This is a genomic window from Aliidiomarina halalkaliphila, from assembly GCF_007096385.1.
GTDB lineage: Bacteria > Pseudomonadota > Gammaproteobacteria > Enterobacterales > Alteromonadaceae > Aliidiomarina > Aliidiomarina halalkaliphila.
Genome location: NZ_VJWL01000001.1, coordinates 102,553 through 128,626, shown reverse-complemented (window position 1 = coordinate 128,626; position 26,074 = coordinate 102,553). Strand labels below are relative to the sequence as shown.

At 49.2% G+C, this 26,074-nt stretch carries 23 protein-coding genes and 2 tRNA genes; 2 read left to right on the top strand and 23 right to left on the bottom strand.

Annotated elements, in window-relative coordinates:
- Positions 1-29: 29 nt before the first annotated feature.
- From FM042_RS00595 to rlmE, 17 genes are all read right to left on the bottom strand, one after another.
- On the bottom strand, positions 30-938 hold the full coding sequence (locus FM042_RS00595) for a hypothetical protein (RefSeq protein ID WP_143233826.1): 909 nt from the start codon (positions 936-938) through the stop codon (positions 30-32).
- On the bottom strand, positions 916-1,830 hold the full coding sequence (gene nlpI / locus FM042_RS00590) for a lipoprotein NlpI (protein WP_333472950.1): 915 nt from the start codon (positions 1,828-1,830) through the stop codon (positions 916-918). The genes FM042_RS00595 and nlpI overlap by 23 nt, the downstream gene beginning before the upstream one ends.
- A gap of 126 nt (positions 1,831-1,956) precedes the next feature.
- Entirely contained in the window at positions 1,957-4,065 is a 2,109-nt protein-coding gene (gene pnp / locus FM042_RS00585; protein WP_143233824.1) for a polyribonucleotide nucleotidyltransferase, read from the bottom strand.
- Between the two features lie 246 nt (positions 4,066-4,311).
- Positions 4,312-4,581 (bottom strand): 30S ribosomal protein S15, encoded by a 270-nt coding sequence (gene rpsO, locus FM042_RS00580; RefSeq protein ID WP_143233823.1) that lies wholly within the window; start codon positions 4,579-4,581, stop codon positions 4,312-4,314.
- A gap of 94 nt (positions 4,582-4,675) precedes the next feature.
- Positions 4,676-5,605, bottom strand: a complete 930-nt coding sequence (truB, locus tag FM042_RS00575; protein WP_143233822.1) for a tRNA pseudouridine(55) synthase TruB — start codon at positions 5,603-5,605, stop codon at positions 4,676-4,678.
- Positions 5,606-5,689: 84 nt separating this feature from the next.
- Positions 5,690-6,064, bottom strand: coding sequence for a 30S ribosome-binding factor RbfA (gene rbfA / locus FM042_RS00570; protein ID WP_143233821.1), 375 nt, complete (start codon positions 6,062-6,064; stop codon positions 5,690-5,692).
- Between the two features lie 68 nt (positions 6,065-6,132).
- A complete protein-coding gene (gene infB, locus FM042_RS00565) occupies positions 6,133-8,802 on the bottom strand; it encodes a translation initiation factor IF-2 (protein WP_143233820.1) in 2,670 nt (889 codons plus the stop codon).
- A 23-nt stretch (positions 8,803-8,825) separates the two neighbouring features.
- A complete protein-coding gene (gene nusA, locus FM042_RS00560; RefSeq protein WP_143233819.1) occupies positions 8,826-10,325 on the bottom strand; it encodes a transcription termination factor NusA in 1,500 nt (499 codons plus the stop codon).
- Between the two features lie 24 nt (positions 10,326-10,349).
- Positions 10,350-10,805, bottom strand: coding sequence for a ribosome maturation factor RimP (gene rimP / locus FM042_RS00555; RefSeq protein WP_143233818.1), 456 nt, complete (start codon positions 10,803-10,805; stop codon positions 10,350-10,352).
- A gap of 186 nt (positions 10,806-10,991) precedes the next feature.
- Positions 10,992-11,068 (bottom strand) — tRNA-Met (locus tag FM042_RS00550).
- A 127-nt stretch (positions 11,069-11,195) separates the two neighbouring features.
- Positions 11,196-11,282 (bottom strand) — tRNA-Leu (locus FM042_RS00545).
- Positions 11,283-11,307: 25 nt separating this feature from the next.
- On the bottom strand, positions 11,308-11,625 hold the full coding sequence (gene secG, locus FM042_RS00540) for a preprotein translocase subunit SecG (protein WP_143233817.1): 318 nt from the start codon (positions 11,623-11,625) through the stop codon (positions 11,308-11,310).
- Positions 11,626-11,628: 3 nt separating this feature from the next.
- Entirely contained in the window at positions 11,629-12,375 is a 747-nt protein-coding gene (gene tpiA, locus FM042_RS00535; protein ID WP_143233816.1) for a triose-phosphate isomerase, read from the bottom strand.
- Between the two features lie 151 nt (positions 12,376-12,526).
- A complete protein-coding gene (gene glmM / locus FM042_RS00530; RefSeq protein ID WP_143233815.1) occupies positions 12,527-13,858 on the bottom strand; it encodes a phosphoglucosamine mutase in 1,332 nt (443 codons plus the stop codon).
- Positions 13,859-13,863: 5 nt separating this feature from the next.
- Positions 13,864-14,688, bottom strand: a complete 825-nt coding sequence (folP, locus tag FM042_RS00525) for a dihydropteroate synthase (protein ID WP_143233814.1) — start codon at positions 14,686-14,688, stop codon at positions 13,864-13,866.
- 116 nt (positions 14,689-14,804) lie between these two features.
- Entirely contained in the window at positions 14,805-16,760 is a 1,956-nt protein-coding gene (gene ftsH / locus FM042_RS00520) for an ATP-dependent zinc metalloprotease FtsH (RefSeq protein WP_143233813.1), read from the bottom strand.
- Between the two features lie 58 nt (positions 16,761-16,818).
- Complete coding sequence (gene rlmE, locus FM042_RS00515; protein WP_143233812.1) at positions 16,819-17,448, bottom strand: 23S rRNA (uridine(2552)-2'-O)-methyltransferase RlmE; 630 nt, start codon at positions 17,446-17,448, stop codon at positions 16,819-16,821.
- A gap of 149 nt (positions 17,449-17,597) precedes the next feature.
- On the opposite strand from rlmE, the gene yhbY reads away from it, so the two are divergent.
- Entirely contained in the window at positions 17,598-17,891 is a 294-nt protein-coding gene (gene yhbY, locus FM042_RS00510; RefSeq protein WP_143233811.1) for a ribosome assembly RNA-binding protein YhbY, read from the top strand.
- A gap of 38 nt (positions 17,892-17,929) precedes the next feature.
- Here the strand turns inward: yhbY and FM042_RS00505 are convergent, their stop codons facing one another.
- A complete protein-coding gene (locus FM042_RS00505) occupies positions 17,930-18,418 on the bottom strand; it encodes a helix-turn-helix domain-containing protein (RefSeq protein WP_143233810.1) in 489 nt (162 codons plus the stop codon).
- Positions 18,419-18,505: 87 nt separating this feature from the next.
- On the opposite strand from FM042_RS00505, the gene FM042_RS00500 reads away from it, so the two are divergent.
- A complete protein-coding gene (locus tag FM042_RS00500; RefSeq protein ID WP_143233809.1) occupies positions 18,506-18,787 on the top strand; it encodes a hypothetical protein in 282 nt (93 codons plus the stop codon).
- Between the two features lie 73 nt (positions 18,788-18,860).
- Here FM042_RS00500 and greA read toward each other — a convergent pair whose 3' ends face one another.
- The 5 genes from greA to FM042_RS00475 form a co-directional block, all read right to left on the bottom strand.
- Positions 18,861-19,337 carry a transcription elongation factor GreA gene (greA, locus tag FM042_RS00495; RefSeq protein ID WP_143233808.1) on the bottom strand — a complete coding sequence of 159 codons (477 nt, stop codon included), beginning with the start codon at positions 19,335-19,337 and terminating at the stop codon, positions 18,861-18,863.
- The gene (carB, locus tag FM042_RS00490) at positions 19,334-22,561 is read right to left on the bottom strand and encodes a carbamoyl-phosphate synthase large subunit (protein ID WP_143233807.1); all 3,228 of its coding nucleotides are present in this window, start codon (positions 22,559-22,561) and stop codon (positions 19,334-19,336) included. Before carB ends, greA begins: the two co-directional genes overlap by 4 nt.
- Positions 22,562-22,577: 16 nt before the next feature.
- Positions 22,578-23,744, bottom strand: a complete 1,167-nt coding sequence (gene carA / locus FM042_RS00485; RefSeq protein WP_143233806.1) for a glutamine-hydrolyzing carbamoyl-phosphate synthase small subunit — start codon at positions 23,742-23,744, stop codon at positions 22,578-22,580.
- 135 nt (positions 23,745-23,879) lie between these two features.
- Positions 23,880-24,701, bottom strand: coding sequence for a 4-hydroxy-tetrahydrodipicolinate reductase (gene dapB, locus FM042_RS00480; protein WP_143233805.1), 822 nt, complete (start codon positions 24,699-24,701; stop codon positions 23,880-23,882).
- A gap of 10 nt (positions 24,702-24,711) precedes the next feature.
- Positions 24,712-25,995 (bottom strand): dicarboxylate/amino acid:cation symporter, encoded by a 1,284-nt coding sequence (locus FM042_RS00475; protein ID WP_143233804.1) that lies wholly within the window; start codon positions 25,993-25,995, stop codon positions 24,712-24,714.
- Between the last annotated feature and the right edge of the window lie 79 nt (positions 25,996-26,074).

Here is a 26,074-nt window from a genome sequence, read left to right as displayed (position 1 = left end):
CATTGCTGGTGCTATTACAAAAAAGCGCCTCAATTTGAGGCGCTTTTATTTTGCTCGTTATGCAGTCGATCCCGAATGAGTTTTAAATACAGCGTAGGTACACTGCCAATCTCATGCTGCTCCATAAACGTTTTCTCTGCCACAGGCTTCCACGCGTACCCCGGACCATAAGTGCAGGTCTCTGCCGGATATAAGCCAACCGCGTCGCGATGATCAGCAACCGAGCCTAATAGCCACTGTCCATTCTCCGTTTCTTGAGCAATTTCCGTGGTTAGATAATCTTTCCATGGCAAGCGCGCACGTAAGTCCTGGTAGTTTTCCTCAGACAGCTCACGCGATGAGGTGAATACGATATTCAACGCTTCAAACCGGTAATTGCCGCCACAGAAGGCTTTGGCCAACTCAGGACGCATGGCATATTCATCCGCCAATCCCAACGCATGCCCAAGTTCATGTTGCAGGAGCAAGCCTGTCGCACGCCGAGGTGCATAGATAATTCCATTGCGGGTCTGAGCTAAGTTATCCCCCGTAATGACCATTGCAATAGCATGCGGCTCTTCTACGCCTATATCTTCGCAATACACGTGCCCGTTCGTTTCTACGCAATTCTCCTGATAGCGCTGAGGAAAGAGTACCGCACAAAATGGAAGTATCTGGGGATCGAAATTTTCTTGAACGAATTGCAATCGGGTTGATAGCTCGGATTCGAGATGTAAGGCCCCCATCACATGCACATCAAACAGGCAGGCTTTTCGTTCTTGTGTTAATAACGGTGTGGGCCCAGGTAATGCACTTTCGTCCATTACGGGGATAGCGTTCTCACTATGCCGCCACCATGGCAACAATAAAGCCGCACCGGCAAGTACCAGTGCGCTGAGTTTTGCTAATGTGTGCCACCAAACGCGGGTGGGGCCTTTATGGGGAACGGAGGAGGTCACGGATATTATTTAGCTCCGTGCGCGCATAACGATGCTCCAAGTAAGGATAAACATTCGTGGCAAGCGTTAGTTTAAAATAGTTCATGGCCTGATAGTGCTGCCCGTTCATCGCGGCAACCTTGCCCATGTAGAAATAGGCTTCACAGAGTTGATAGGTCAGCATGCGTCGATCTTCAGCATTCTCGAAGGCGTACATAATGAGCGTGTCAGAATCGATTTCACCGACAAGAAATTCCAATATTTTTTGGCCCCAGGGATCAGCATTAGCTGCTTCCCATTGTTCATTCAGCTGCTCAAACGCCCGACCCGGATTTATCTCCCACGCCGCAAAGTAATACCAAATCACGCGAAATGGATCCGCAGGATTCTGGAAGTAATAGTCGGCGAAATCGCTCAGCGCTAACTCAAATTGACCGTTGTAATAAGCCGCTAAGCCACGGTTTAAATACACATATTCATGATCCGACTGCAATTCAATCACGCTATCAAAGGCTTCAAATGCCGCCTGATATTCACCCGCTTGTGAATAATAAATTCCCAACGAGTGATAAGCTTCCGCCATGGCGGGTTTTAACTCAAGCGCCTGATTGATATCCACTAATGCCAGTGTCGGCAAGCCCAAATAATCAAAGGTCATGGCGCGATGATGCAGTAATTGCGCCCGTTGCTCGTCATCCAGATCAGCTTTGTAGAGGAGTTCGGTGAGCTGCAGTAGCTCAATTTCTAAGTTCTGATCGGCCGCTAATGGCTCAACCAAGAAAAGTTGCGGTTCGCTACCATGGTAATCATGAGCAGACTCCACCACTTCGGGCTCGGTTGGCGCGTCAGGCGTAACTGTACATGCCGATAAAAGAAAAAGGGCTATCCCGCCAAAACTTAACGTACGAATCATTCGGTTCACGTGCCACTCCCACTGCCTTGGATATTTCTTATTACACCACATCCGTGCCTTGCGGCAAAGAGGCAAAAAAAATGGCTGTCCGCAGACAGCCATTCCGTAGGTACTTGCTCAAGTGACTTACTCTTCTGAGGTAGTCTCTTCTGGCGTTTCTTGTGCTTCTTTCATGCTCAAACGCACACGGCCCTGACGATCAATTTCCAGAACTTTTACGTTCACAACCTGACCAACCGACAAGTAATCGTTCACATCTTCCACACGCTTATCGCTAATTTGTGAAATGTGAACCAAACCATCTTTGCCTGGAAGTACAGTTACAAAGGCACCGAAATCAACGATACGTGCAACTTTACCTTCGTAGATGCGACCTACTTCTACTTCTGCGGTGAGTGCTTCAATGCGTTTCACCGCATTCTGCGCAGAGGCGTCATCGGTAGCAGCAATCTTAATCGTACCGTCATCATCGATTTCAATCGTGGTGCCCGTCGACTCAGTCAGTTCACGAATCACCGCGCCGCCTTTACCGATCACATCACGAATCTTCTCTGGGTTGATTTTCATGATGTGGAAACGAGGAGCGAAATCAGAGACGTCGTCACGAGCCGTGCTAATCGCTTGGTCCATTACCGACAAAATGTGCAAACGCGCAGCTTTGGCCTGAGCCAATGCTTGTTGCATGATGTCTTTGGTAATCCCTTCGATTTTAATATCCATTTGCAGTGCAGTTACGCCTGTTGAGCTTCCCGCTACTTTAAAGTCCATGTCGCCTAAGTGATCTTCGTCACCCAAGATATCCGACAGAACGACAAACTTATCGCCTTCTTTCACCAAGCCCATAGCAATACCAGCCACAGATGCCTTAATTGGAACACCAGCGTCCATTAGTGCCAGTGACGTACCACACACAGAAGCCATTGAGCTTGAACCGTTTGATTCAGTGATTTCCGATACCACACGAATGGTGTACGGGAATTCATCTGCACTTGGCATCACTGCCATTACGCCGCGCTTAGCTAAACGACCATGACCGATTTCACGACGCTTCGGCGATCCAACCATACCGGTTTCACCCACGCAGTACGGAGGGAAGTTATAATGCAGCATAAAGCGGTCGGTGCGATGACCCATGATCTCATCAATATTCTGAGCATCACGTTCTGTACCTAAAGTAGCGGCCACAAGCGCTTGGGTTTCACCACGAGTAAACACAGAAGAACCATGAACGCGCGGCAGAACACCGGTAGCAACGTCGATGCCACGAACCATATCTGGTTCACGACCATCAATCCGCGGCTCACCAGCAATAATACGACCACGAACCACTTGTGATTCGAAATCATGGAAGATATCGCCCACTTCTTTCTCATCTAAATCAGCGTGATCGGCTTTCAACTGTTCGATTACTTCTTTCAGAGCAGCTTTCAGCGCATCGCGACGCTCGCTCTTATCAGTAATCATGTAAGCGGCACCGATTTTGCTCTCGGCAGCTGCTTTTACTGCAGCAATCAAAGGCTCATTTTTAGCAGCCGGCTGCCAATCCCACTTCGGTGTGTTCACTTCTGCAGCAAATTCATTGACTGCAGAAATCACTGCCTGAAGCTGCTCGTGACCATACATCACAGCGCCCAACATCACTTCTTCACTAAGAAGATTTGCTTCTGATTCAACCATAAGAACGGCCGCTTCAGTACCTGCAACCACGAGGTCAAGGTCAGAGCTTTCCAGTTCAGTTTTGGTCGGGTTCAACACATATTCGTTATTGCTAAAGCCAACGCGTGCAGCACCGATAGGGCCATTAAATGGCAGACCTGACACAGCTAAAGCTGCTGAGGTACCAATCAATGCTACGATATCTGGGTTCACTTCTGGATTCAGTGATACCACAGTAGCAACTACTTGCACTTCGTTGTAGAAACCTTCTGGGAACAATGGACGGATCGGACGATCGATCAAACGGCTCGTGAGTGTTTCATTTTCAGAAGGACGCCCTTCACGCTTAAAGAACCCGCCAGGAATTTTACCGGCTGCGTAGGTACGCTCTTGATAGTTTACGGTGAGCGGGAAGAAATCTTGGTCGGCCCGCGCTTCTTTTTTACCAACCACGGAGACTAATACTGTGGTGTCATCCATGCTTACCATTACTGCACCTGACGCCTGACGCGCAATCGCACCAGTTTCTAACGTCACAGTGTGTTGACCATACTTAAATTGCTTAATAATAGGATTCACGTTTTCTTTTCCTTCAACTTACTTACATTTTGCCCTTTGATTCTCTGGGCCATCTTTTTTACGACTTACTTTAATTTATCCGATTAGTATACCTAATCATTGTGCTGTGCGAGAACCATTTCCTGTATTCTCTTGCTTAATCGCAATACACAGGCTGTTTTCAATCCAATTCTAATACGTTGAAGCCCGCTGGATATATCTGCTGATAAAAATAAAGGGGCCCAGAGGCCCCTTTATTAACACCGCTTAGCGGCGCAGTTCTAGACGCTGAATCAAATCAACGTAGCGCGCTTCGTCTTTACGCTTCAGGTAGTCCAGCAATTTACGACGCTGGCTAACCATGCGTAGTAGACCACGACGTGAGTGGTGGTCGTGCTTGTGTTCTTTGAAGTGACCTTGCAAGTGGTTGATTTGGGCAGTTAACAGGGCTACCTGAACTTCAGGTGAACCTGTATCGCCTTCACCGCGTGCAAAATCAGAAACGATTTGTGCTTTATGAGCTGCTGTTAGTGACATAATGGGACTCCATTTAGTTAATGCCAGAGCCAATCACTAATTCAGCCCCAGCGGAAGTCGCGCATTATACGTTGCCTTAGGCACAAATACAAGATTAAGGCAGGCTCAAAACACGTTTCGGCCAATACAAGCCATCATCGCGCAACTGCGCCACGCCGAGAAAGCGCTGGGTATCCCACACGCGAATTAAATCACCCTGCTGAAGCTCGCCAATTTTTAGCGGTTGACCATGCAAAAAGCGGTCTCCATCGGTATCCGACACCGTGATTTTTGGCAGTCGTGTCACTGGCGAATCTGTCGGGAGTAAGCATTGATCAAGTGCGCTGTAGTCAAATTGCTCGGGTTCGTTACGTTGGGCGATCAGTGCATCGAGTTCCGCTATGGTATACATGTCATCGTAAGCGTAGTCTGCCACTCCGGTTCGACGCAGCTCCTTCACGTAAGCACCTGCGCCGAGGGCTTGCCCCATATCATCGACTAATGAACGAATATAAGTGCCCTTACTGCAGGTTACATCTAGAGTAACAAATGGCAAATCAAAGGATACAATATCGAGTTTATAGATATGGATAGGCCGTGCCTCGCGAGGCACTTCGATTCCCTTCCGCGCGTAATCGTAAAGTGGCTTACCTTGGTGCTTCAGCGCGGAGAACATCGATGGAACCTGTTGAATCGGGCCAGTAAAATCAACCATGATCCGTTCGAAGTCTGCCCGAGTAAAGTTCACCGCCGCTGTAGCAACCACTTCGCCATCCGCATCGCTGGTATTGGTGCGCACACCAAATTCTGCCACCACCCGATAGGACTTATCGGCATCAAGCAAGAACTGAGCAAACTTTGTGGCTTCACCTAAGCAAATTGGAAGCATGCCGGTAGCGAGTGGATCTAGGGCACCGGTGTGTCCTGCTTTTTGCGCATAAAAGATACGTTTCACTTGCTGTAAAATACGATTTGATGATGCGCCTGTCGGTTTATCGACAAGAACCACACCGTCAATGGCTCGGCCCCGGGTTTTTCGTGCCACCACTCATCCTCTTTCGATTAGTCGTCACTTTTCCATGTCCTAACACATGGAAAAACGCCGGATAGGTATCCGGCGTTGGTTGAATTATTCTTTGTTCTTCGCGTCGTCTCGTTCCCGCGCTTCTCGCACCAACTTCGCCATGCGAATCCCCTCAAGCAAGGACACATCATGAACAAATCGTAGTTCCGGTGTAATGCGAGATTTGATTCGCTTACCTAACAACGAACGCATATAACCAGACGCTTCGTTAAGTACTTTCAGTGCTACTTTTACCTGATCTTCATCGTCGTTCAGGAAAGTGACAAACACCTTTGCATAGGCTAAATCTTTTGACACTTCAACGTCAGACACGGTTGGCATAACCACCCGCGGGTCTTTGATTTCCCGCTGTAAGATCATCGCGATCTCACGTTGCATTTGCTGCGAAAAACGATCGGTACGGCTAAACTCTTTTTTCATAAACTACTCCTTTTTCGCATCGGGAATTCCCCGTTAGGGCGGCCACCAAAGGTGGCTGCCCTAAGGAATTAAAGTGTACGTTCAACCTGGACGGTTTCGAAAACCTCAATGTGGTCACCAACGCGAACATCATTGTAGTTTTTCACACCGATACCACATTCCATGCCGTTGCGAACTTCCTGTACGTCGTCTTTAAAGCGGCGCAAGGATTCCAGTTCACCTTCGTAGATAACCACGTTATCACGTAGGACACGGATTGGCGCTGAACGTTTCACGATACCTTCGGTCACCATACAACCGGCAATTGCACCAATTTTCGGCGACTTAAAGACATCCCGCACTTCTGCCAAACCAATGATTTGTTGCTTGAACTCTGGCGCCAACATACCTGTCATCGCTTGCTTGATTTCATCAATCAAGTCGTAGATCACGCTGTAGTAACGCAGTTCAATGCTTTCATTTTCGGTAATACGACGGGCCGTTGCATCCGCACGCACATTAAATCCGATCACGATTGCATTTGAAGCACCCGCCAAGCTGATGTCGGTTTCTGTAATTCCACCTACACCTGAACCGATAATGTTCACTTTCACTTCCGAGGTCGAAAGTTTCGTTAAGGACTCAATAATCGCTTCAAGAGAGCCCTGAACATCCGCTTTCACAACCAAGTTCAGTTCAGAAACAACGCCTTCTTCCATGCTTGTAAACATGTTTTCAAGCTTCGCTTTCTGCTGACGTGCAAGTTTCACTTCCCGGTATTTGCCCTGGCGGTAGTTCGACACTTCGCGCGCTTTACGCTCATCTTTCACCACAGTCACTTCATCACCGGCTTGTGGTACACCCGACAAACCAAGAATCTCAACTGGAATTGACGGACCAGCACTATCGACTTCCTGACCAAGCTCATTGCGCATCGCACGCACACGGCCATATTCCAGACCACACAACACGATATCGCCGCGATTTAATGTACCGCTTTGAACGAGGATAGTTGCCACTGGACCGCGGCCTTTATCGAGCCGTGATTCAATCACCAGACCATGGGCCATGCCATCATGCGCCGCTTTTAAATCTAAGAGCTCAGACTGGAGCAGGATAGCTTCCAGCAATCCGTCGATGTTTTCACCTGATTTAGCAGAAACATGAACAAACTGGACATCACCACCCCACTCTTCTGACAGCACGTCATGCTGCGACAACTCAGACTTCACACGATCTGGGTCCGCTTCTGGCTTATCAATCTTGTTGACCGCAACTACCATCGGAACACCTGCCGCTTTCGCATGCTGAATGGCCTCAACGGTTTGTGGCATCACACCATCATCAGCGGCAACCACAAGGATAACCACATCGGTTGCGCTCGCACCCCGTGCCCGCATCGACGTAAACGCCGCGTGACCAGGAGTATCAAGGAAAGTAATCATGCCATGACCAGTATCTACGTGATACGCACCAATGTGCTGCGTAATCCCGCCTGCTTCCCCGGCGGCAACTTTCGCTTTCCGGATATAATCGAGCAGCGACGTTTTACCGTGGTCTACGTGACCCATCACCGTAACCACAGGCGCTCGTGGCTGCAGTTCACCGGTGTCACCCCGATCAAGCAATACGGCTTGTTCAAGTTCGTTATCACTCACCAATACAAATTTATGACCCATTTCCTCAACCACGAGTGACGCTGTTTCTTGGTCAAGCACTTGGTTAATGGTCACCATCTCACCCATCTTCATCATGGTTTTGATCACTTCAGAGGCTTTAATAGCCATCCGATTTGCCAAATCCGCAACGGTGATGGTTTCAGGAATACGCACTTCACGCTCTACCGGTGATGCAGGCTTATTAAAGCCATGTTGCATCGATGAAGGGCTACGCTTGCTCCCCTTCCGGCGACGTTCGCGACGTGGTGAATCATCTTTGTCGTCATCTTTACCGCGACGTTTGGTTTTCTTTGCAGTACGGCGGCCACGACGTTCTTCTTCCGTGTCCTGCTGCTCTTCTGCAAATTTCGCCGTCACCGAGGTGGTAAAATGAACGTCTTCTTCTTCCATTTTCTTGCGGCGGGCTTCTTCTTCTTCCCAACGCGCTTGATTCTCTTCTGCTAAGCGACGCGCTTCTTCAGCCTGACGTTTGGCTTCTTCTTCCGCTTTCTTAGCGGCTTCAGCTTCCTGTGCCTTGCGTAAACGCTCCGCTTCCGCTTTTGCAGCTTCAGCCTTGGCTTTCTCTTCCGGCGTTTTCTCAGGTTGTGATTTTGCTGCTTTCGCTTCCGCTGCTTTGCGTTTTTCTTCCGCGATCTTGCGTTCTTCTTCGCGACGCTTAGCCTCTGCTTCTTGCTTCGCCTTTGCTTCGGCGCGGGCTTTTTCTTCCGCCGCTAAACGTTCTTGCTCAGCCGCTTCTGCTGCTAATCGCTCTTCTTCCTGCTGACGCGCTTCCTCTTCAGGAGAGCGCTTCACGTACGTGCGTTTTTTCCGTACTTCAACCTGAACTGCCTTCGCCTTACCCGGACCCGCATTAATGCTCAACGTACTGCGGGTTTTCCGTTTTAAGGTCATGCGGCTTGGCGCTGCGCTGCCATCGCCGCCATGCGCTTTGTTCAGATGCGCTAATAGCGCCGCTTTTTCGTCTTCTGACACAGTTTCACCGGCCGATTTCTTAATACCGGCATCACTTAACTGTTGCAGCAAGCGATCAACGGAGGTTCCGATATCACTGGCAAGTTTTTCGATTTTGACTTCTGCCATCTAATTCATACCTCACTTTCAAATTATGCTTCGTCACTAAACCAACAGATATTACGGGCTTTCATAATCAATTCGCCCGCCTGCTCTGGTGTGAGTGACTCAATTCCTTCCAAATCATCAGTGCCTTGCTCAGCAAGGTCTTCTAGGGTTTTCACACCCATCGCGGCGAGTTCATACGCCAAGTGACGATCCATCCCTTCCAAATCGAGCAGCGTTGAATCTGGTTCTGCTCCTTCCAAAGACTCTTCTGTTTTTAGGGCTTTCGTCGTCAAGTAATCGCGTGCACGAGTCCGCAATTCTTCAACGATATCTTCGTCCATTCCATCAACTGACAACAACTCAGCCACAGGAACATACGCAATTTCTTCAAGAGAAGAAAAGCCTTCTTCAATCAACACAGTGGCGAAATCTTCGTCAATTTCGAGACCTTCAGTAAACAAGGCCAACAAACGCTCAGATTCTGCTTCGTTGCGCGCATTAAAGTCTTCCACGGTCATCACGTTCAGTTCCCAGCCAGTTAACTGACTTGCCAAACGGATATTTTGACCATTGCGACCAATGGCTTGCGCTAAGTTCCCTTCTTCCACAGCGATATCCATGGTGTGGGTTTCTTCGTCCATCACAATAGACACAACTTCTGCAGGTGACATGGCGTTAATCACGAACTGCGCCGGATTATCATCCCACAGCACGATATCCACACGCTCACCACCTAGCTCACTCGATACAGCTTGTACCCGAGCGCCACGCATACCCACACAGGCACCTACTGGATCGATTCGACGGTCATTGCTTTTCACAGCAATTTTCGCCCGTGAACCCGGATCCCGTGCAGCACCCTTCACTTCAATCATTTCTTCGCCAATCTCTGGCACTTCAATGCGGAACAGTTCGATCAAAAAGTCTGGATGCGTACGGCTAACGAACAGCTGCGCACCGCGCGCTTCTGGACGCACTGCAAATAATAAACCGCGAATACGATCACCCGGACGCACGCTTTCACGCGGAAGCATTTCATCACGGAAAATCACCGCTTCTGCGTTGTTACCAAGATCCAAGATGATATTGTCGCGAGTCGCTTTCTTAACGATGCCGCTAATCAATGTACCCACTTGGTCTTCGTACTGCTCTACCACCTGCGCCCGCTCTGCTTCACGTACCTTCTGTACGATCACTTGCTTCGCTGTTTGCGTGGTGATGCGGTCAAATACGATGGAGTCGATTTGATCTTCCACGTAGTCGCCTACTTGAATGTTCGGCTCATCGATTTGTGCAGCAGACAATGAAATTTCCGCGTACGGATTTTCCAATGATCCATCTGGATCTTCGACCACACGCCAACGGCGATAAGTATCGAATGAGCCTGTGTTGCGATCAATCGCCACACGCACATCGATATCACCGTCATATTTCTTCCGAGTTGCCGTTGCAATGGCAACTTCTAATGCTTCAAAAATCTTTTCACGAGGTACCGCTTTTTCGTTCGATACCGCTTCTGCAACCAGCAAAATCTCTTTACTCATCTCTTGCCTCGTCAACGCTTAATCTTAATCAAACTTCGGTACCAGGTTCGCCTTTTTTACTGCGCTGACCGGTACATTCAATGATTCGTTACCTAGGGTAAATGTAATCTTATCGCCTTCAACAGCGGTGATTACGGCTTTGAAATTTCGTTTATTCTCTATCGCTACTGTTAATTGCACCGACGCTTCTTCGCCAATAAAGCGCTCAAAGTGATGGATATTAAACAGTGGCCGGTCCATGCCTGGAGACGACACTTCAAGGGTGTACTCAGTACTAATCGGATCTTCGACGTCTAGCACGGCGCTTACTTGATGGCTCACATCGGCGCAGTCATCCACGGAAATCCCATTTTCATGATCAATATAGACACGCAGGATCGACGTTTTCGCACGTACGAATTCGATTCCTACGAGTTCATAACCTGCCGCAGACACCGCAGGTTCAAGCATATCTGTTAGTCGCTCAACCAAAGTTGCCAACGTAACCTCCAGAAACAAAAAAAGGGCATAAAGCCCAGTTCTCAGGTACCCAAAAGAATGCCACAAAGACTAGATAGCAAAAAGCCCCGGACACCGTCGGGGCTAATGTACAATCGAGCCTTTCGACCTGAGCTTACCGAACCTATCGCGTACCCTATGACACGCTGTATGTCGTTAAACTCGAACTGGTTGCGGGGGCAGGATTTGAACCTACGACCTTCGGGTTATGAGCCCGACGAGCTACCAGACTGCTCCACCCCGCGTCCGATGCTGAGTATTATACGCGCTTCCCTTCTGTTTTCAACCGAAAGCGCCCGAATATTAAGGATTTCGATGAAAAAAACCGTTGGCTATACAAAAGGTTAAATAAGCGCATAAATACTCAAATTTTGGTGCCGAAGACGAGACTTGAACTCGTACGCTCAGAAGAGCACCACCCCCTCAAGATGGCGTGTCTACCAATTCCACCACTTCGGCAAATTTTGTTGCGATTAACCCGGGATTAGTTTCCTGGCGGTAAATCGTTATTTCGCGGTTGCTGCTCAGTTGCCGGCTGCGTCAAATCACTAAAATCGTCTGCAGGGGCACGGTCAGATGCAACCATATTGCCAAGCATCAAGCTTAACAGGAAGAATGTCACCGCAATCACTGCAGTCATACGGGTTAGGAAGTTCCCAGATCCGCTGGCACCAAATACGGTATTCGATGCACCAGAACCGAAGGAAGCACCCATTTCGGCGCCCTTACCCTTCTGTACCATGATAAGCGCGATCAGTGCGATTGCGACAAGTAGATACAACACCAATAAAACTTCATACATAAACTAGGTATCCTTTGCTGCCTTGCAAATGGCATCAAACTGTTCCGGACTCAAACTAGCACCGCCAACAAGGCCGCCATCGATATCCGGTTGGTTAAACAATGTGTCTGCATTATCAGCCTTCACACTGCCACCGTAAAGAATTTGTAACGTGTCCGCTTGCTCTGGGGCTTTGTCTCGCAACCAACGGCGAATCATTGCGTGTACTTCTTGCGCTTGTTCAGGAGAGGCTGTCTTGCCGGTCCCAATCGCCCAAACTGGTTCGTACGCAATCACAAGATTAGAAAAATCTGCCTGCGCCAAGCCAGCATTAAGCTGCGCTTCAATCACTGATTCTACCGCATCTGCTTCACGCTCTTCCAGCGTTTCGCCGACACAAAACACAGGTGTTAACTCAGATTCCTGTACGCGCGCTATTTTTTCTGCAAGTACATCGTCGCTCTCGCCAAAAATAGCTCGCCGCTCCGAGTGGCCAACAAGTACATAGCTAGCCCCGCACTCGCGCATCATTTGTGCGCTAATTTCGCCGGTAAAGGCACCGTCAGTATGTGCAGCACAATTCTGCGCACCCACTTTTATATTCACCGGCGCCAAAGCTATCTCAGCCGCCTTCAAATATACTGCCGGAGGGCAGACCACAACCGTAGTTGTTGTGTCTTTAAGTAACCCTGCAAAGTGCGTCGCCATTTCTTTTACGAGCGCAAGGTCACCATTTAACTTCCAGTTGGCGATCACCAGTGATGTTCTCACATGACTCTCCTGTCCTTCTGTAAGCGGCGCAGATAGTACCCGACATCATCATCGGATACAAGCACCACCCCACAAAAATTTACCGTTCGCTCAGATGTTAATCAATTGCCATAGCGAACCGATTAGGCAATGTTAGAGCATAATAAATGCGTTACTCAACGGCACTCACTTCGTTGGCAATTTGCTTTGCGAACGCACGCACACCAGCGGCATCTTTTCCTTCGACCATCACCCGAATTAAGGGTTCGGTACCTGATTTCCGGAGTAATACGCGACCGTCACGACCTAAAGCACGTTCCACTTCGCTCACTGCCGAAGTAACATTATGCTCACGCAAGGGATCGGTCCCTGGCTTGTATTTTACATTGATGAGCACTTGCGGCAGTTTTCGCATGCCTTGCACCATATCACGCGCTTTCCGACCTTCCCGAACCATTCCAGATAAGAATTGAATTGCCGCCAAAATGCCATCACCAGTACTGTGGTGTTTCAGGTTGATCACATGACCAGATCCTTCCCCTCCCACGTACCAACGCTTCTCTCGCAATGCTTCCATAACATAACGATCACCAACTTTGGCACGCACGAAAGGAACTTTAAGCTTTTCCAATGCCAACTCCATGCCCATATTACTCATCACGGTACCTACGACACCGCCTTCAAAGGTGCCATCTTTAATGGCTTGACGTACTAGGGCATAGACAATTTCGTCACCGTCAATCACACCACCTGCCGCATCGACAATCATCAGGCGGTCACCATCACCATCCAGAGCGATACCAATGTCGGCCGATTCTTTTTTCACCATCGCCTGCAGATTCGTGAGGTCCGTTGCACCATAACCGGCATTAATATTTAGGCCGTCCGGCTCGCAGCCGATTTCCACCACCTGTGCACCGAGTTCACGAAACACATTTGGAGCAATGTGATAGGTTGCACCGTGAGCACAATCTACGACCATTTTGAGCCCCGTCAGAGATAACTCTGAAGGGAAAACACTTTTACAAAACTCAATATAACGACCGGCCGCGTCGTGTATTCGAAACGCGCGACCTAGTTGTTCACTGGCCACACAATCGAGCTCTTGGTCGAGGTAGGTTTCAATTTGTTGTTCAACGTTGTCGGATAATTTATGTCCGGATTCAGAAAAGAACTTGATACCGTTGTCATAGTAAGGGTTATGCGAGGCACTGATCACCACGCCTGCGGCGGCGCGAAATGTGCGCGTCAAATAGGCTACTGCCGGCGTCGGCATAGGCCCTAAAAACTCTACATTTACGCCAGCACTAGAAAACCCAGCCTCTAACGCTGATTCCAGCATATAGCCGGAAATCCGCGTATCTTTACCGATAAGAACACGCGTGTTTCCGGAAGCGGCGAGCGCTTTTCCTGCTGCCCAACCCAATTTAAGCACGAAGTCCGGCGTGATTGGTCGTTCACCCACGTGTCCTCGAATTCCATCGGTACCAAAATATTTGCCCATATCCCTTAATTATCTCCATTCAACATGGTCGTCACGACCTGTACTGCATCCTTGGTTTCCGCTACGTCATGCACACGCAAAATAGCGGCGCCTTGCAACATCGCAATGGTTGCTGCGGCAACACTTGCAGGCATGCGATCTGCAACATCCCGCCCCGTGACCTGCCCAAGCATCGACTTACGTGAAATACCTATCAATAATGGCAAACCCAGATCATGAAATGCGGGTAACCTTTTCAGTAGTTCGTAATTGTGCCGCAGGGTTTTCCCAAATCCAAACCCCGGATCTAAATAAATGTGCGAGCGAGAAATGCCTGCGTTCTCACAATCTCGGATTCGCTCTTGAAAGAAATCATGAATGTCACCGATCAGATCAGCGTACTCAGGATGTTCTTGCATGGTTCTTGGCTGCCCCTGCATGTGCATTAAGCACACCCCAACCTGATGCGTTTGCACCGCTTGCGCAGCCGCTGCTAAAGCGCCAGGTTCTCGCAATGCCCGCACATCATTAATCATTTTCGCGCCCGCAGCCACAGCTGCGCGCATTACCGCTGGCTTGCTTGTATCCACGGAAATCTTGACGGGTAGTTCCCGAGCAATGGCCTCGATCACGGGCACCACGCGGTTTAACTCTTCCTGTTCAGATACCGCACTTGCCCCAGGCCGTGTTGATTCGCCGCCGATATCCAACCAATCAGCACCGGCGGCCACCATGGCGCGCGCGCGCTCGAGCGCGCGATCTATGTCGTTATATTCGCCGCCATCAGAAAACGAGTCGGGTGTGACATTAAGTATCCCCATCACTTCAAATCGGGACCTAAAGTCATTCATGGTGGTGTATTCCTGTTCCAGTGTCGCAAGTAGTTTAGACAACAATGAATTATGAGGGAATCGATGCCTTAAATGAAGTCAAAAAAATGCCCCGCTGAACGGGGCATTCTATCGCGCTACTTCGCCGGTGAACCGTCGGGCTCATCGATATCTAAGCGGTCATCATCTTTCTTTGGCTTCTTCGCTTTTGGCTTCGCACTGGCGGTGTCACCCGACGACGGCTTACCATCATCTTTGTCGTGCCAACTCACCGGCTCCCGCACATCCCGACGTGACATTAAATCGTCGATTTGACCGGCATCGAGTGTTTCATATTTCATCAAGGCGTCTTTCATCGAATGTAAAATATCGATGTTTTCTTCCAAAATTTTATAAGCACGGTCGTAGTTCCGATCGATCACTTGGCGGATCTCTGCGTCAATGGCGCGCATCGTATCGTCAGACATTTGCTTATTCTGAGCCACAGAACGCCCCAAGAATACCTGCCCTTCGTCTTCTGCATAGAGTAATGGCCCCATCTTCGTGGAAAGACCCCACTGGGTTACCATCTTACGCGCAATAGCTGTCGCCCGTTCGATATCATTCGAGGCACCGGTGGTCACGTGCTCATCACCGTAAATCAGTTGCTCGGCAATACGACCGCCGTAAAGACTCGACAGCATACTTTCTAAATGCTGCTTGCTATGACTCACACGATCCTGCTCCGGCAGGTACATTGTGACACCTAAAGCGCGTCCACGCGGAATAATCGATACTTTATACACAGGGTCGTGATCAGGGACTAGACGCCCTACAATCGCGTGCCCTGCTTCGTGATACGCCGTCATTTCTTTCTCGGACTCGGTCATCACCATCGACTTACGCTCAGAACCCATCAGGATCTTATCTTTGGCCTTTTCAAACTCTGCCATAGATACCATCCGACGATTCTCACGGGCTGCAAACAAGGCAGCTTCGTTCACCAAGTTCGCCAGATCTGCACCGGAGAACCCAGGTGTACCGCGTGCGATAAGCGCTGGCTCTACATCGTCGGCAATGGGTACTTTACGCATATGAACTTTCAAGATTTGCTCACGACCACGCACATCAGGCAGACCTACGGTTACCTGACGGTCAAAACGACCTGGACGCAATAACGCAGGATCAAGAACATCTGGACGGTTCGTTGCGGCAATCACGATAATACCTTCATTGCCCTCAAAGCCGTCCATTTCAACGAGCATTTGGTTCAAGGTTTGTTCACGCTCATCGTGACCACCACCTAAACCAGCACCCCGCTGACGACCTACTGCATCAATCTCATCGATGAAAATAATACAAGGAGCTGCTTTCTTCGCTTGTTCGAACATATCGCGAACACGCGATGCACCCACACCGACAAACATTTCAACAAAGTCGGAACCGGAAATCGTATAAAAAGGAACTTTTGCTTCACCGGCAACTGCTTTGGCCAGCAAGGTTTTACCTGTTCCTGGAGGGCCAACCATCAGCACCCCTTTCGGAATCCGGCCACCTAAACGCTGGAATTTAGAAGGGTCGCGCAGGAAGTCGACCAACTCTGCCACTTCTTCTTTGGCTTCTTCACAACCGGCAACGTCGGCCAAGGTTGTTTTCACTTGGTCTTCGCCCATCAAGCGCGCTTTGCTCTTGCCGAATGACATTGCACCGCGACCGCCACCGCCCTGCATTTGGCGCATAAAGAAAATCCAAACGGCAATCAGGAGCAGCATCGGGAACCAAGAAATAAAGATTGTTCCGAGTAAGCTACGTGATTCTGGCTCGGTATAACGTACCTGCACATTACCTTGACTCAATAATTCATTGAGCAAATCCGGATCTTGTGCGGGCTTCACCGTGCGGAATTGTTCACCGCTACGGCGCACCCCTTCAATGGTACGATTCGATTCGTTAATAGTCACCTCTCGTACATCGCCACGATTTACATCGCGCACGAATTCAGAGTACGTGTATACACGCTGGTCACTACTGCCTGGATTCATCCCCTGGAACACGCTCGCCAGTACCACTGCGATCACTAACCAAAGGATTAGATTTTTTGCCATGTCGCTCAACGTTCTTACCTCTCAACATGTTGGCAGGTTTCCCTGCTAAAGCTACCCTTTCAGGGTACTACACTTTGTAGCCTGTCGCTACCAGATAGACCTCACGAGAACGTGCTCGAGACGAGTCTGGCTTTCTTACCTTTACGGAAGAAAAGGCTGTTCGGACGTCTTTTAAAAACTGATCCGAACCTTCTCCTTGAAATACTTTGACGACAAAAGTGCCACCAGGTTTCAAAACCTGCTCACACATATCCAATGCTAACTCAACCAAATACATGGATCGTGGCTGATCGACAGCATCAGTTCCGCTAAAGTTTGGTGCCATATCCGACAGCAAAACGTCGACGTTTTTCCCACCAATCCGATTCATTAGTGCATTCAAAACCGCGGCTTCGCGAAAATCACCTTGTAAGAAATCAACGCCAGCAATCGGGTCCATCTCAAGAATATCGCAGGCAATAATTTCGCCATCACCATTTTGCACTTCGGCCACATATTGTGACCAACCACCGGGCGCTGCGCCAAGATCTACGACCGTTTGCCCCGGGCGTAAAATGCGATCACGTTTTTGAATTTCATCTAACTTAAATACCGCACGGGAACGCAAACCCTGTTTCTGCGCTTTCTGCACGTATTGGTCGTCAAAATGTTCTTTTAGCCAGCGAGAGCTGCTCGCTGATCGTTTTTTCTTCGCCATGAATCCTCAACTTGCTCCATTCAGGCTAGCCCCATATCTTAGATGGCGGTAGAATACAGGAAATTCAAGTGATACGCTCGCCTCGTCGGAACGATTTAACCGATTGCGGTGTTCTTCACACGGTTATTCCCGACTGCGGACAATATGATATGCAATTGAACAACAAACAAAAACAGTTTCTAAAAGGCCTCGCGCATCCACTTAAGCCTGTGGTGCTACTCGGTGCCAATGGATTAACCGAGGGTGTCGTTGCGGAAATTGACAGCGCCCTTGAGCATCACGAGCTCATTAAGGTGAAGGTACCGGATGAAGATCGTGAATTACGTGCGGCGATTTACGAAGCGATTGCCCGGGAAACGGCAGCATCGCAAGTACAAGTGATTGGTAAAACACTCGTACTCTATCGCCCTGCCCGCGAACCTAAACTAAAACTGCCTAAGTAGCGCAGTAGCAAGCTCGGTAAACCAACGCAATGCGCTGGCTACTGAGCTCTTGCTTCTTCGGCGAATACTTTGGCTAGAACGCCAATTACCTTAGTGCGCGTTTGCGGGTCGTCTTCTAATACCCGGTAGAGCGCAACCATTTCATTTAACTGACGTTGTTGAACGGGCGCACCTGCCGCCTGCAACGTTTCAGTCAGTTCCTGAATAATTCCCGGCAAGCGCACAAAGTCATCGCTCTCAGCAGCGCCATAGCGCGTCATCTGCTCTGCTAATGCTCCTTCACTAATATCGGGACGACGCAACGCCTGATCGGGTGCAAAGAACCAATCTAATGACACCCCTTTATTAATTAAAACGGGTACCAGCGTTTTAAATGGAATGGTGCCCCGCGATTTCCAGTTATTTAAGCTCGACTTGCTCACACCCAACCAGCGCACCAAATCAGCATCTTGAGATTTGCCTGACAGCTCTGAGGCTCGTCGCAATACTTCGTCGAGGGTCAATGAGAATTTCTTGATATTTGCCATGGGCTATGTTTTTATCATGATTCCTCATTTGAGGAATAATTTATCCTCATTTGAGTTAAATGTGAATTACAATTGAACCTGTATGAAATGACAAAAATGGACAAAAATCAATTAAAAAAGGAACTTGCTCTCCTAGGGTATGACTTCAGTATGCTGGCACAAGCACTGAATCGAAGTCCTTCGTTGATCTCAAAAGTGGCTGGACGTCAAGCGAAGTCGCGAATAGTGGCCGAAGCTTTTGCAAAACTATTGGATCGGCCGGTAACGGAAATATTTCCAGATGTTCCGGAGTATTCGAATGACATTCCCACCAACAAAGCATCACGCGAAGCCCGCACTGAGCAAATGAAGCGGATATTGGCGAAATAGAGCCACAAAAAAACCGGCAACAATGCCGGTTCTTCTGGTTGATCTCAATGAGCTCGACGAGTGGTCGATTTGCCTACAGGTACTCAACTTTGATCACTTCGTACTCCACTTCCCCACTTGGGGTCGTCACCATGGCAACATCATCGACAGATTTACCGATCAATGCCCGTGAAAGTGGTGAGTTAACAGAAATCAGATTCTTTTTAATATCTGCTTCATCGTCACCCACAATACGATAAGTCACTTCTTCTTCAGTTTTCGTGTTGTACACGGTAACTGTTGCACCAAACACGACTTTCCCTTGATTAGGCAACTTTGTCACATCGATCACTTGTGCATTGGCAAGCTTAGCTTCAATTTCTTGAATGCGACCTTCGCAAAAACTTTGTTGCTCTCGGGCAGCATGGTACTCCGCATTTTCTTTCAAATCGCCATGCTCGCGAGCATCGGCGATCGCTTGAATAATGCGAGGTCTATCTTCGCTTTTTAAACGCTTCAATTCGGTACGCAATGCGTCTGCACCCGCAACCGTCATTGGGATGTTAGTCATTGATTTAAAATCCTCTTATGCAATTCCTGCACTGAACTGACTCGAGCGCGGTCATTTACCGTATGCGCCTTCACAGCTGCAAACCCTGCATTTAATGTGGTGGTGTAACTGACATTATTCAAGAGGGCTTCACGTCTAATGTAGACCGAATCCTCAATTGCTTGTCGTCCTTCCACTGTATTTATAATGTAGCTATATTCGCCGTTTTTCACAGCGTCCACAATATTTGGACGCCCTTCTTGCAACTTATTCACTACGCTACATTGAATTCCTTGTTCCTGCAAAGCTTTTGCAGTTCCTCCGGTCGCTTCCACGGTAAAACCAAGCGCAGTTAACCCGCGAGCGAGGTCGATCACGCGCTTCTTATCACCTTCACGTACCGACAGTAAGGCTTTGCCTTTCGCCGGAAGCGCCTGGCCTGCTCCCAAGTTTGCTTTGGCGTAGGCCTCTTCGAAACTTTCACCGACGCCCATCACTTCGCCCGTAGAACGCATTTCCGGTCCACGAATCGGATCCACGCCCTGGAACTTGGCAAAAGGCACCACAACTTCTTTCACCGAGTAGTACGGAGGAATCACTTCACGCAAACAATTTTGCGCTTTTAAACTTGTCCCTGCCATGACTCGCGCGGCGACTTTCGCCAATTGTACGCCTGTTGCCTTGGACACAAATGGCACGGTACGAGCGGCTCGCGGATTAACCTCAATCAGGTAGATTTCGTTATTCTGAATCGCAAACTGAGTATTCATCAAGCCACGGACATTTAACTCAAAAGCGAGCTTTGCGACTTGCTCACGCAATTCAGCTTGTACCATATCGCTTAAAGAATACGGAGGTAACGAACAGGCAGAGTCACCGGAGTGAACACCCGCTTGTTCGATGTGTTGCATAATGCCGCCAATAAATACGTGTTCGCCATCACAAATAGCGTCGATGTCAACTTCAATGGCGTTATCCAAAAAGCGATCCAACAAGACTGGAGCAGAGTTTGATACTTTAACGGCTTCGGTCAGATAACGACGCAAATCCGCTTCATCATACACAATCTCCATGGCACGACCGCCCAATACATAGGACGGACGAACGACCAATGGGAAGCCAATGCGCTGAGACTCTGTCATCGCCTGTTCAACAGTGGTGACTGTGGCATTCTCTGGCTGCTTCAAGCCCAAACGCTCGACCGCCGTTTGGAAGCGCTCTCGGTCTTCAGCACGGTCGATGGCATCTGGCGATGTACCAATAATTGGCACACCATTAGCTTCTAGAGCCCGAGCCAATTTCAACGGGGTTTGTCCGCCATATTGAACGATCACACCTTTAGGCTTTTCAACCCGCACGATCTCAAGCACATCTTCCAATGTGATGGGTTCGAAGTACAACCGGTCAGACGTATCATAATCGGTTGAAACGGTTTCTGGGTTACAGTTCACCATAATGGTTTCGTAACCGTCTTCGCGCATCGCCAAGGCTGCGTGTACACAGCAGTAATCAAATTCGATTCCCTGGCCAATTCGGTTTGGACCACCACCGATGACCATGATTTTTTCACGATCCGAAGGCCGCGCTTCACACTCTTCATCGTAAGTGGAATACATATATGCGGTTTCTGAAGCAAACTCCGCCGCGCATGTGTCTACGCGCTTATACACAGGGAAAATTCCAAACTCTTCCCGGCGCTTACGCACTTCGCCTTCGTTTACGTCAAGAATATCCGCTAGGCGTGCATCAGCAAATCCTTTGCGCTTCAGGTAGCGAAGACTGTCGGCATCAAGTCCGGCCAAACCGCTTTCTGCCACTTCCGCTTCTAGTTCAATAATTTCATGTAGTTGAATCAAGAACCAACGGTCTATCTTGGTCAACGCAAACACATCGTCGACACTCATTCCCATACGAAACGCATCGCCGATATACCAAATCCGCTCTGCACCTGGTTCTTTTAACTCACGAATGATACGCGTGCGCGCTTCCTCGGGGTCGTTCACATCCACGATGGGGTCGAGGCCATTCATGCCCAATTCAAGGCCACGAAGTGCCTTCTGCATGGATTCCTGTTGGTTGCGGCCAATCGCCATCACCTCACCCACAGATTTCATCTGGGTCGTAAGGCGATCATTGGCGCCTGGAAACTTCTCAAAGTTAAACCGAGGAATCTTGGTTACCACGTAATCAATTGCCGGTTCAAACGACGCTGGGGTCATGCCACCAGTAATTTCGTTACTTAATTCATCAAGGGTATAACCCACCGCAAGCTTGGCCGCGACCTTGGCAATCGGAAAGCCGGTGGCTTTCGACGCTAATGCTGATGAACGGCTCACCCGCGGGTTCATTTCGATAATAACCATGCGTCCTGTATCTGGACAGATACCAAACTGCACGTTGGAACCGCCGGTTTCTACACCGATCTCGCGCAGAACAGCCATCGAGGCGTCGCGCATAATTTGATATTCTTTATCAGACAGAGTTTGTGCTGGAGCCACGGTGATCGAGTCACCGGTATGCACACCCATAGGGTCAAAGTTTTCGATAGAACAGACAATAATACAGTTATCGTTTTTGTCGCGGACCACTTCCATTTCGTACTCTTTCCAACCAATCAATGATTCGTCGATTAAGAGTTCATTGGTACGCGACAAGGCTAAACCACGGCGGCAAATTTCTTCGAACTCGTCACGGTTATAGGCGATACCGCCACCACTTCCGCCCATAGTAAACGAGGGCCGAATAATGCATGGATAGCCAATACGTTCAAGCACATCAAAGGCTTCTTCCATGCTGTGAGCAATTTCTGCACGTGGCGTTTCTAAACCAATCGATTTCATCGCTTTATCAAAGCGATCTCGGTCTTCGGCTTTATCAATGGCATCGGCAGTTGCACCGATCATTTCAACATTGTATTTCTCGAGAATACCGCGGGCATCGAGCTCGAGAGCGCAGTTCAACGCAGTTTGACCACCCATAGTAGGCAAAATCGCATCAGGTCGCTCGCGCTCAATGATTTTCTCAACCACCTCCCAATGAATCGGCTCGATGTAGGTGGCATCGGCCATTTCTGGATCGGTCATAATGGTTGCTGGGTTCGAGTTCACTAAGACAACTCGGTAGCCTTCTTCGCGCAGGGCTTTACAGGCTTGCGCGCCCGAGTAATCGAATTCACAGGCCTGGCCGATCACAATAGGACCAGCACCAATAATCAGTATGCTTTGTATGTCTGTACGTTTTGGCATGATTGCACCGAGTCCTTTATTGCTGAGCCGTGTGGGTTTCCATCAATTCGATAAAATGGTCGAACAATGGGGCCGCATCATGCGGTCCAGGACTAGCTTCCGGATGTCCTTGGAAACTAAACGCAGGGAGTTCTGTGTGATGAATACCTTGTAAGGAACCATCAAACAGCGATTTATGAGTCGCGCGTAAATGATTTGGTAAACTTGCTTCATCCACAGCAAAACCGTGGTTTTGGCTGGTGATCATCACAACCCCTGTATCTAGCACCTGCACTGGGTGGTTCGCCCCATGATGACCAAACTTCATTTTCGCGGTTTTTGCACCGGCGGCAAGCGCCAGCAATTGGTGGCCTAAACAAATCCCGAAAATCGGTAACTTCTCATCGAGGAATGTTTTAATCGCGGCAATGGCGTAATCACATGGTGCTGGGTCGCCTGGTCCGTTAGACAAAAACACACCGTCTGGACTCATCGCTAAGACATCTGCAGCCGATGTTTCAGCCGGAACGACGGTAACTTTACACCCGCGATCAACAAGCATGCGAAGTATATTCTGTTTCACCCCAAAGTCGTAAGCAACAACATGGAAACGCTCATGTTCTGGCGTTGCATGACCTTCCCCTAAAATCCAGGTGCCTTCCCGCCAAGGATAGCTTGCACTACAGGTGGCCACTTTTGCCAAATCCATACCGGCTAATCCTGGGAATCCTTTCGCAGCTTTCAACGCGGCTTCTACCGGAGCCTCTTGATCATGACGATAGGTCATGATGCACCCTTCCTGTGCGCCCGTTTCGCGCAAACGATTGGTCAAGCGACGCGTATCGATATCGGCGATGCCAAGAATATTTTGGCTTTTTAGGAAGTCACTTAAGGATTGGGTGTTGCGAAAATTACTGGCAATGGGGGATAAATCGCGGATAACGAGCCCTTTGGCCCAAATCTTAGAAGACTCGGAGTCTTCTGAATTCGTACCGTAATTGCCAATGTGAGGATAGGTGAGAGTAACGATCTGTTCTGCGTAAGAGGGGTCTGTCAAAATTTCCTGATAACCGGTCATTGCTGTATTGAAAACAACTTCACCGACGGCTTGTCCTTCTGCACCAATTGCGGTGCCATTAAACACAGTGCCGTCTGCGAGGACCAGGACCGCTTTTAGCGCGGTTTTACTCGCCGAAATACTCAAGGGTACCTCCGAACATAAAAAAACGGGCAAGTCTGCTGTCACTTCCCCGCTTTACACCGAATCATGCACAGCTCTCCAAACGAGGCTGCACCTGTGCTTGCCGGCGTTCGGCAAATTGGACGTATTCTACAAAAATTAGCCCTTAGCGTCCAGACCAAGTACATCTTTCATGGCATATAATCCTGGCGCTTTTTGCTCCGCGAGCCAGCGTGCTGCACGCAAAGCCCCATCCGCAAAGGTACTCCGCTTTGAAACCCGATGACTTAATTCGATTCGTTCGCCATCGACAACAAGATAGACCGTATGCTCACCGACGATATCGCCTGCACGCAAAGTGGCAAATCCAATACTCCCTTTTTCGTAGCGATGGGAGGGGTCGTTGCGATTTAATTCTGCCACATCGTCCAATCGTTGCCCGCGCCCTTGCGCTGCCGCTTCACCTAAGACCAAAGCCGTTCCGGAAGGGGCATCAAGTTTACGAGTATGGTGCGCTTCTAAAATCTCAATATCCGCTTCAGTACCGAGTACGCGACTCGCTTCAGCGGTAAGTGCCGCTAGTAAGTTAATCCCAACGCTGGTATTGGCCGCGTGAAGCAGTGGAATAATTTGTGCCCCTTGATGCAGGCTATGTATTTGACTTGAAGTTAAGCCTGTTACACAGATCACTGCAGGAATGGCGTGTTGTACATACGCTTGTACGCGCTGCTCTAGACCTTCCGCTAAACCAAAATCAATTACTACATCTGCCTGAGCCACCTGTGTGATATCCGCCGTAATGGGGATGTTGTTCTCATTGGCGCCGGCGAGAGTTCCACTGTCTTTCCCAATATGGGCGGAGTCGGCGTGCGTTAACGCCACCGCTAAGCGTGCATGCTGTGCGTGAACGAGTGCTTGTACTACCGCTTTTCCCATTCGGCCGCTTGCGCCGACCAATGCAATATCCAAAGGTTTTGTCATCTTTTTCTGCTTATACGTTGCTCGTTTTGCTCACTGGCTCCATGCCTGAATCTACCGGATCGTCGCCCCGTAGCCCAGCCGCAAGGACGGATTCATCTACCATATCTTCAGATTTAGCGACCACTAACGAAACCGTCATATCACCCGTCACGTTAGTTGCTGTGCGCATCATATCAATAATTCGATCGATTGCGGCAATAAATGCAATCCCTTCCAGAGGTAAACCAACGGCCGAGAGCGTAACCGTGAGCATCACCATGGCAGAACCTGGCACTCCTGCCGTGCCGATAGACGCCAAAGTTGCTGTGACCATAATAATGGCATATTCAGTAAAGCCCAATGGAATGCCATACAGGTGCGCAATAAAAATTGCCGCGATAGCAGGATAAATTCCGCCACACCCATCCATATTGATGGTTGCCCCTAACGGCAATGAAAAGCTGGCGTACTCTTTTTTCACCCCGAGCTTTTCTGTTGTGGTTTTGAGCGTAGAAGGTAAGGTACCAAAACTACTCGACGTGGAATAGGCAATGATCTGAGTCGGTAGAATCGCGCGGAAGAATCGCCACGGACTTACCTTGGCGCCAAAACGTACTAGGCTTCCGTAGACGAACACGATATGAATAATGCAAGCGAGATAGATCGCGCCCACGAACTTAGCGAGCGGCAGCAGCATATCCAAACCATGGGTACCGACCACCCAAGCCATCAAGCCGAATACACCTATAGGGGTGAGCTCAAGCACATAGCGAGTAATCTGGTACATAACTTCCGCTCCCGATTGAAAGAAGTCACGTACTGGCGCCGCTTTTTCCTGCAACGCATTTAACGCCAATGCCAAAACCACGGAAAAGGTAATAATCTGCAGCACATTACCTTCAACAAGGGCCGCGAATGGATTGGTAGGTATCACCGATAGCAATACTTGAGAAACAGGCGGTATATCGCGATCCCGCACTTCACCCGCGGTGAGTTCGACTACCGGCGCTAAATCGAGCAAGGTTGCCACGGTTAGACCAATAGCACTGGCAATAAATGCAGTAAGCAAGAATAAGCCAACGGTTTTACTGGCAAGCCGCCCTAAGCGTTGATGGCTTTGCATACTGGTAATACTGCTGACAATCGCAAATAATATCAGCGGCGCCACCAGCATTTGAATTGCTCGGATAAACAATTGCCCCAAGGGTTGCATGGCGATAGCAACATCTGCTGCCACAACACCTAATAAGCCACCGAGAATAAAAGCACCGAGAACTCGCTGCCAGAAAGGAATTCGAAACCACGCCTGTAACATCACTACACCTTATTTACCGCTGTGAGCTGTTACGTGATGGAAACGAAACAGCCGCTCATTTGTCGCACTTAAACAAATG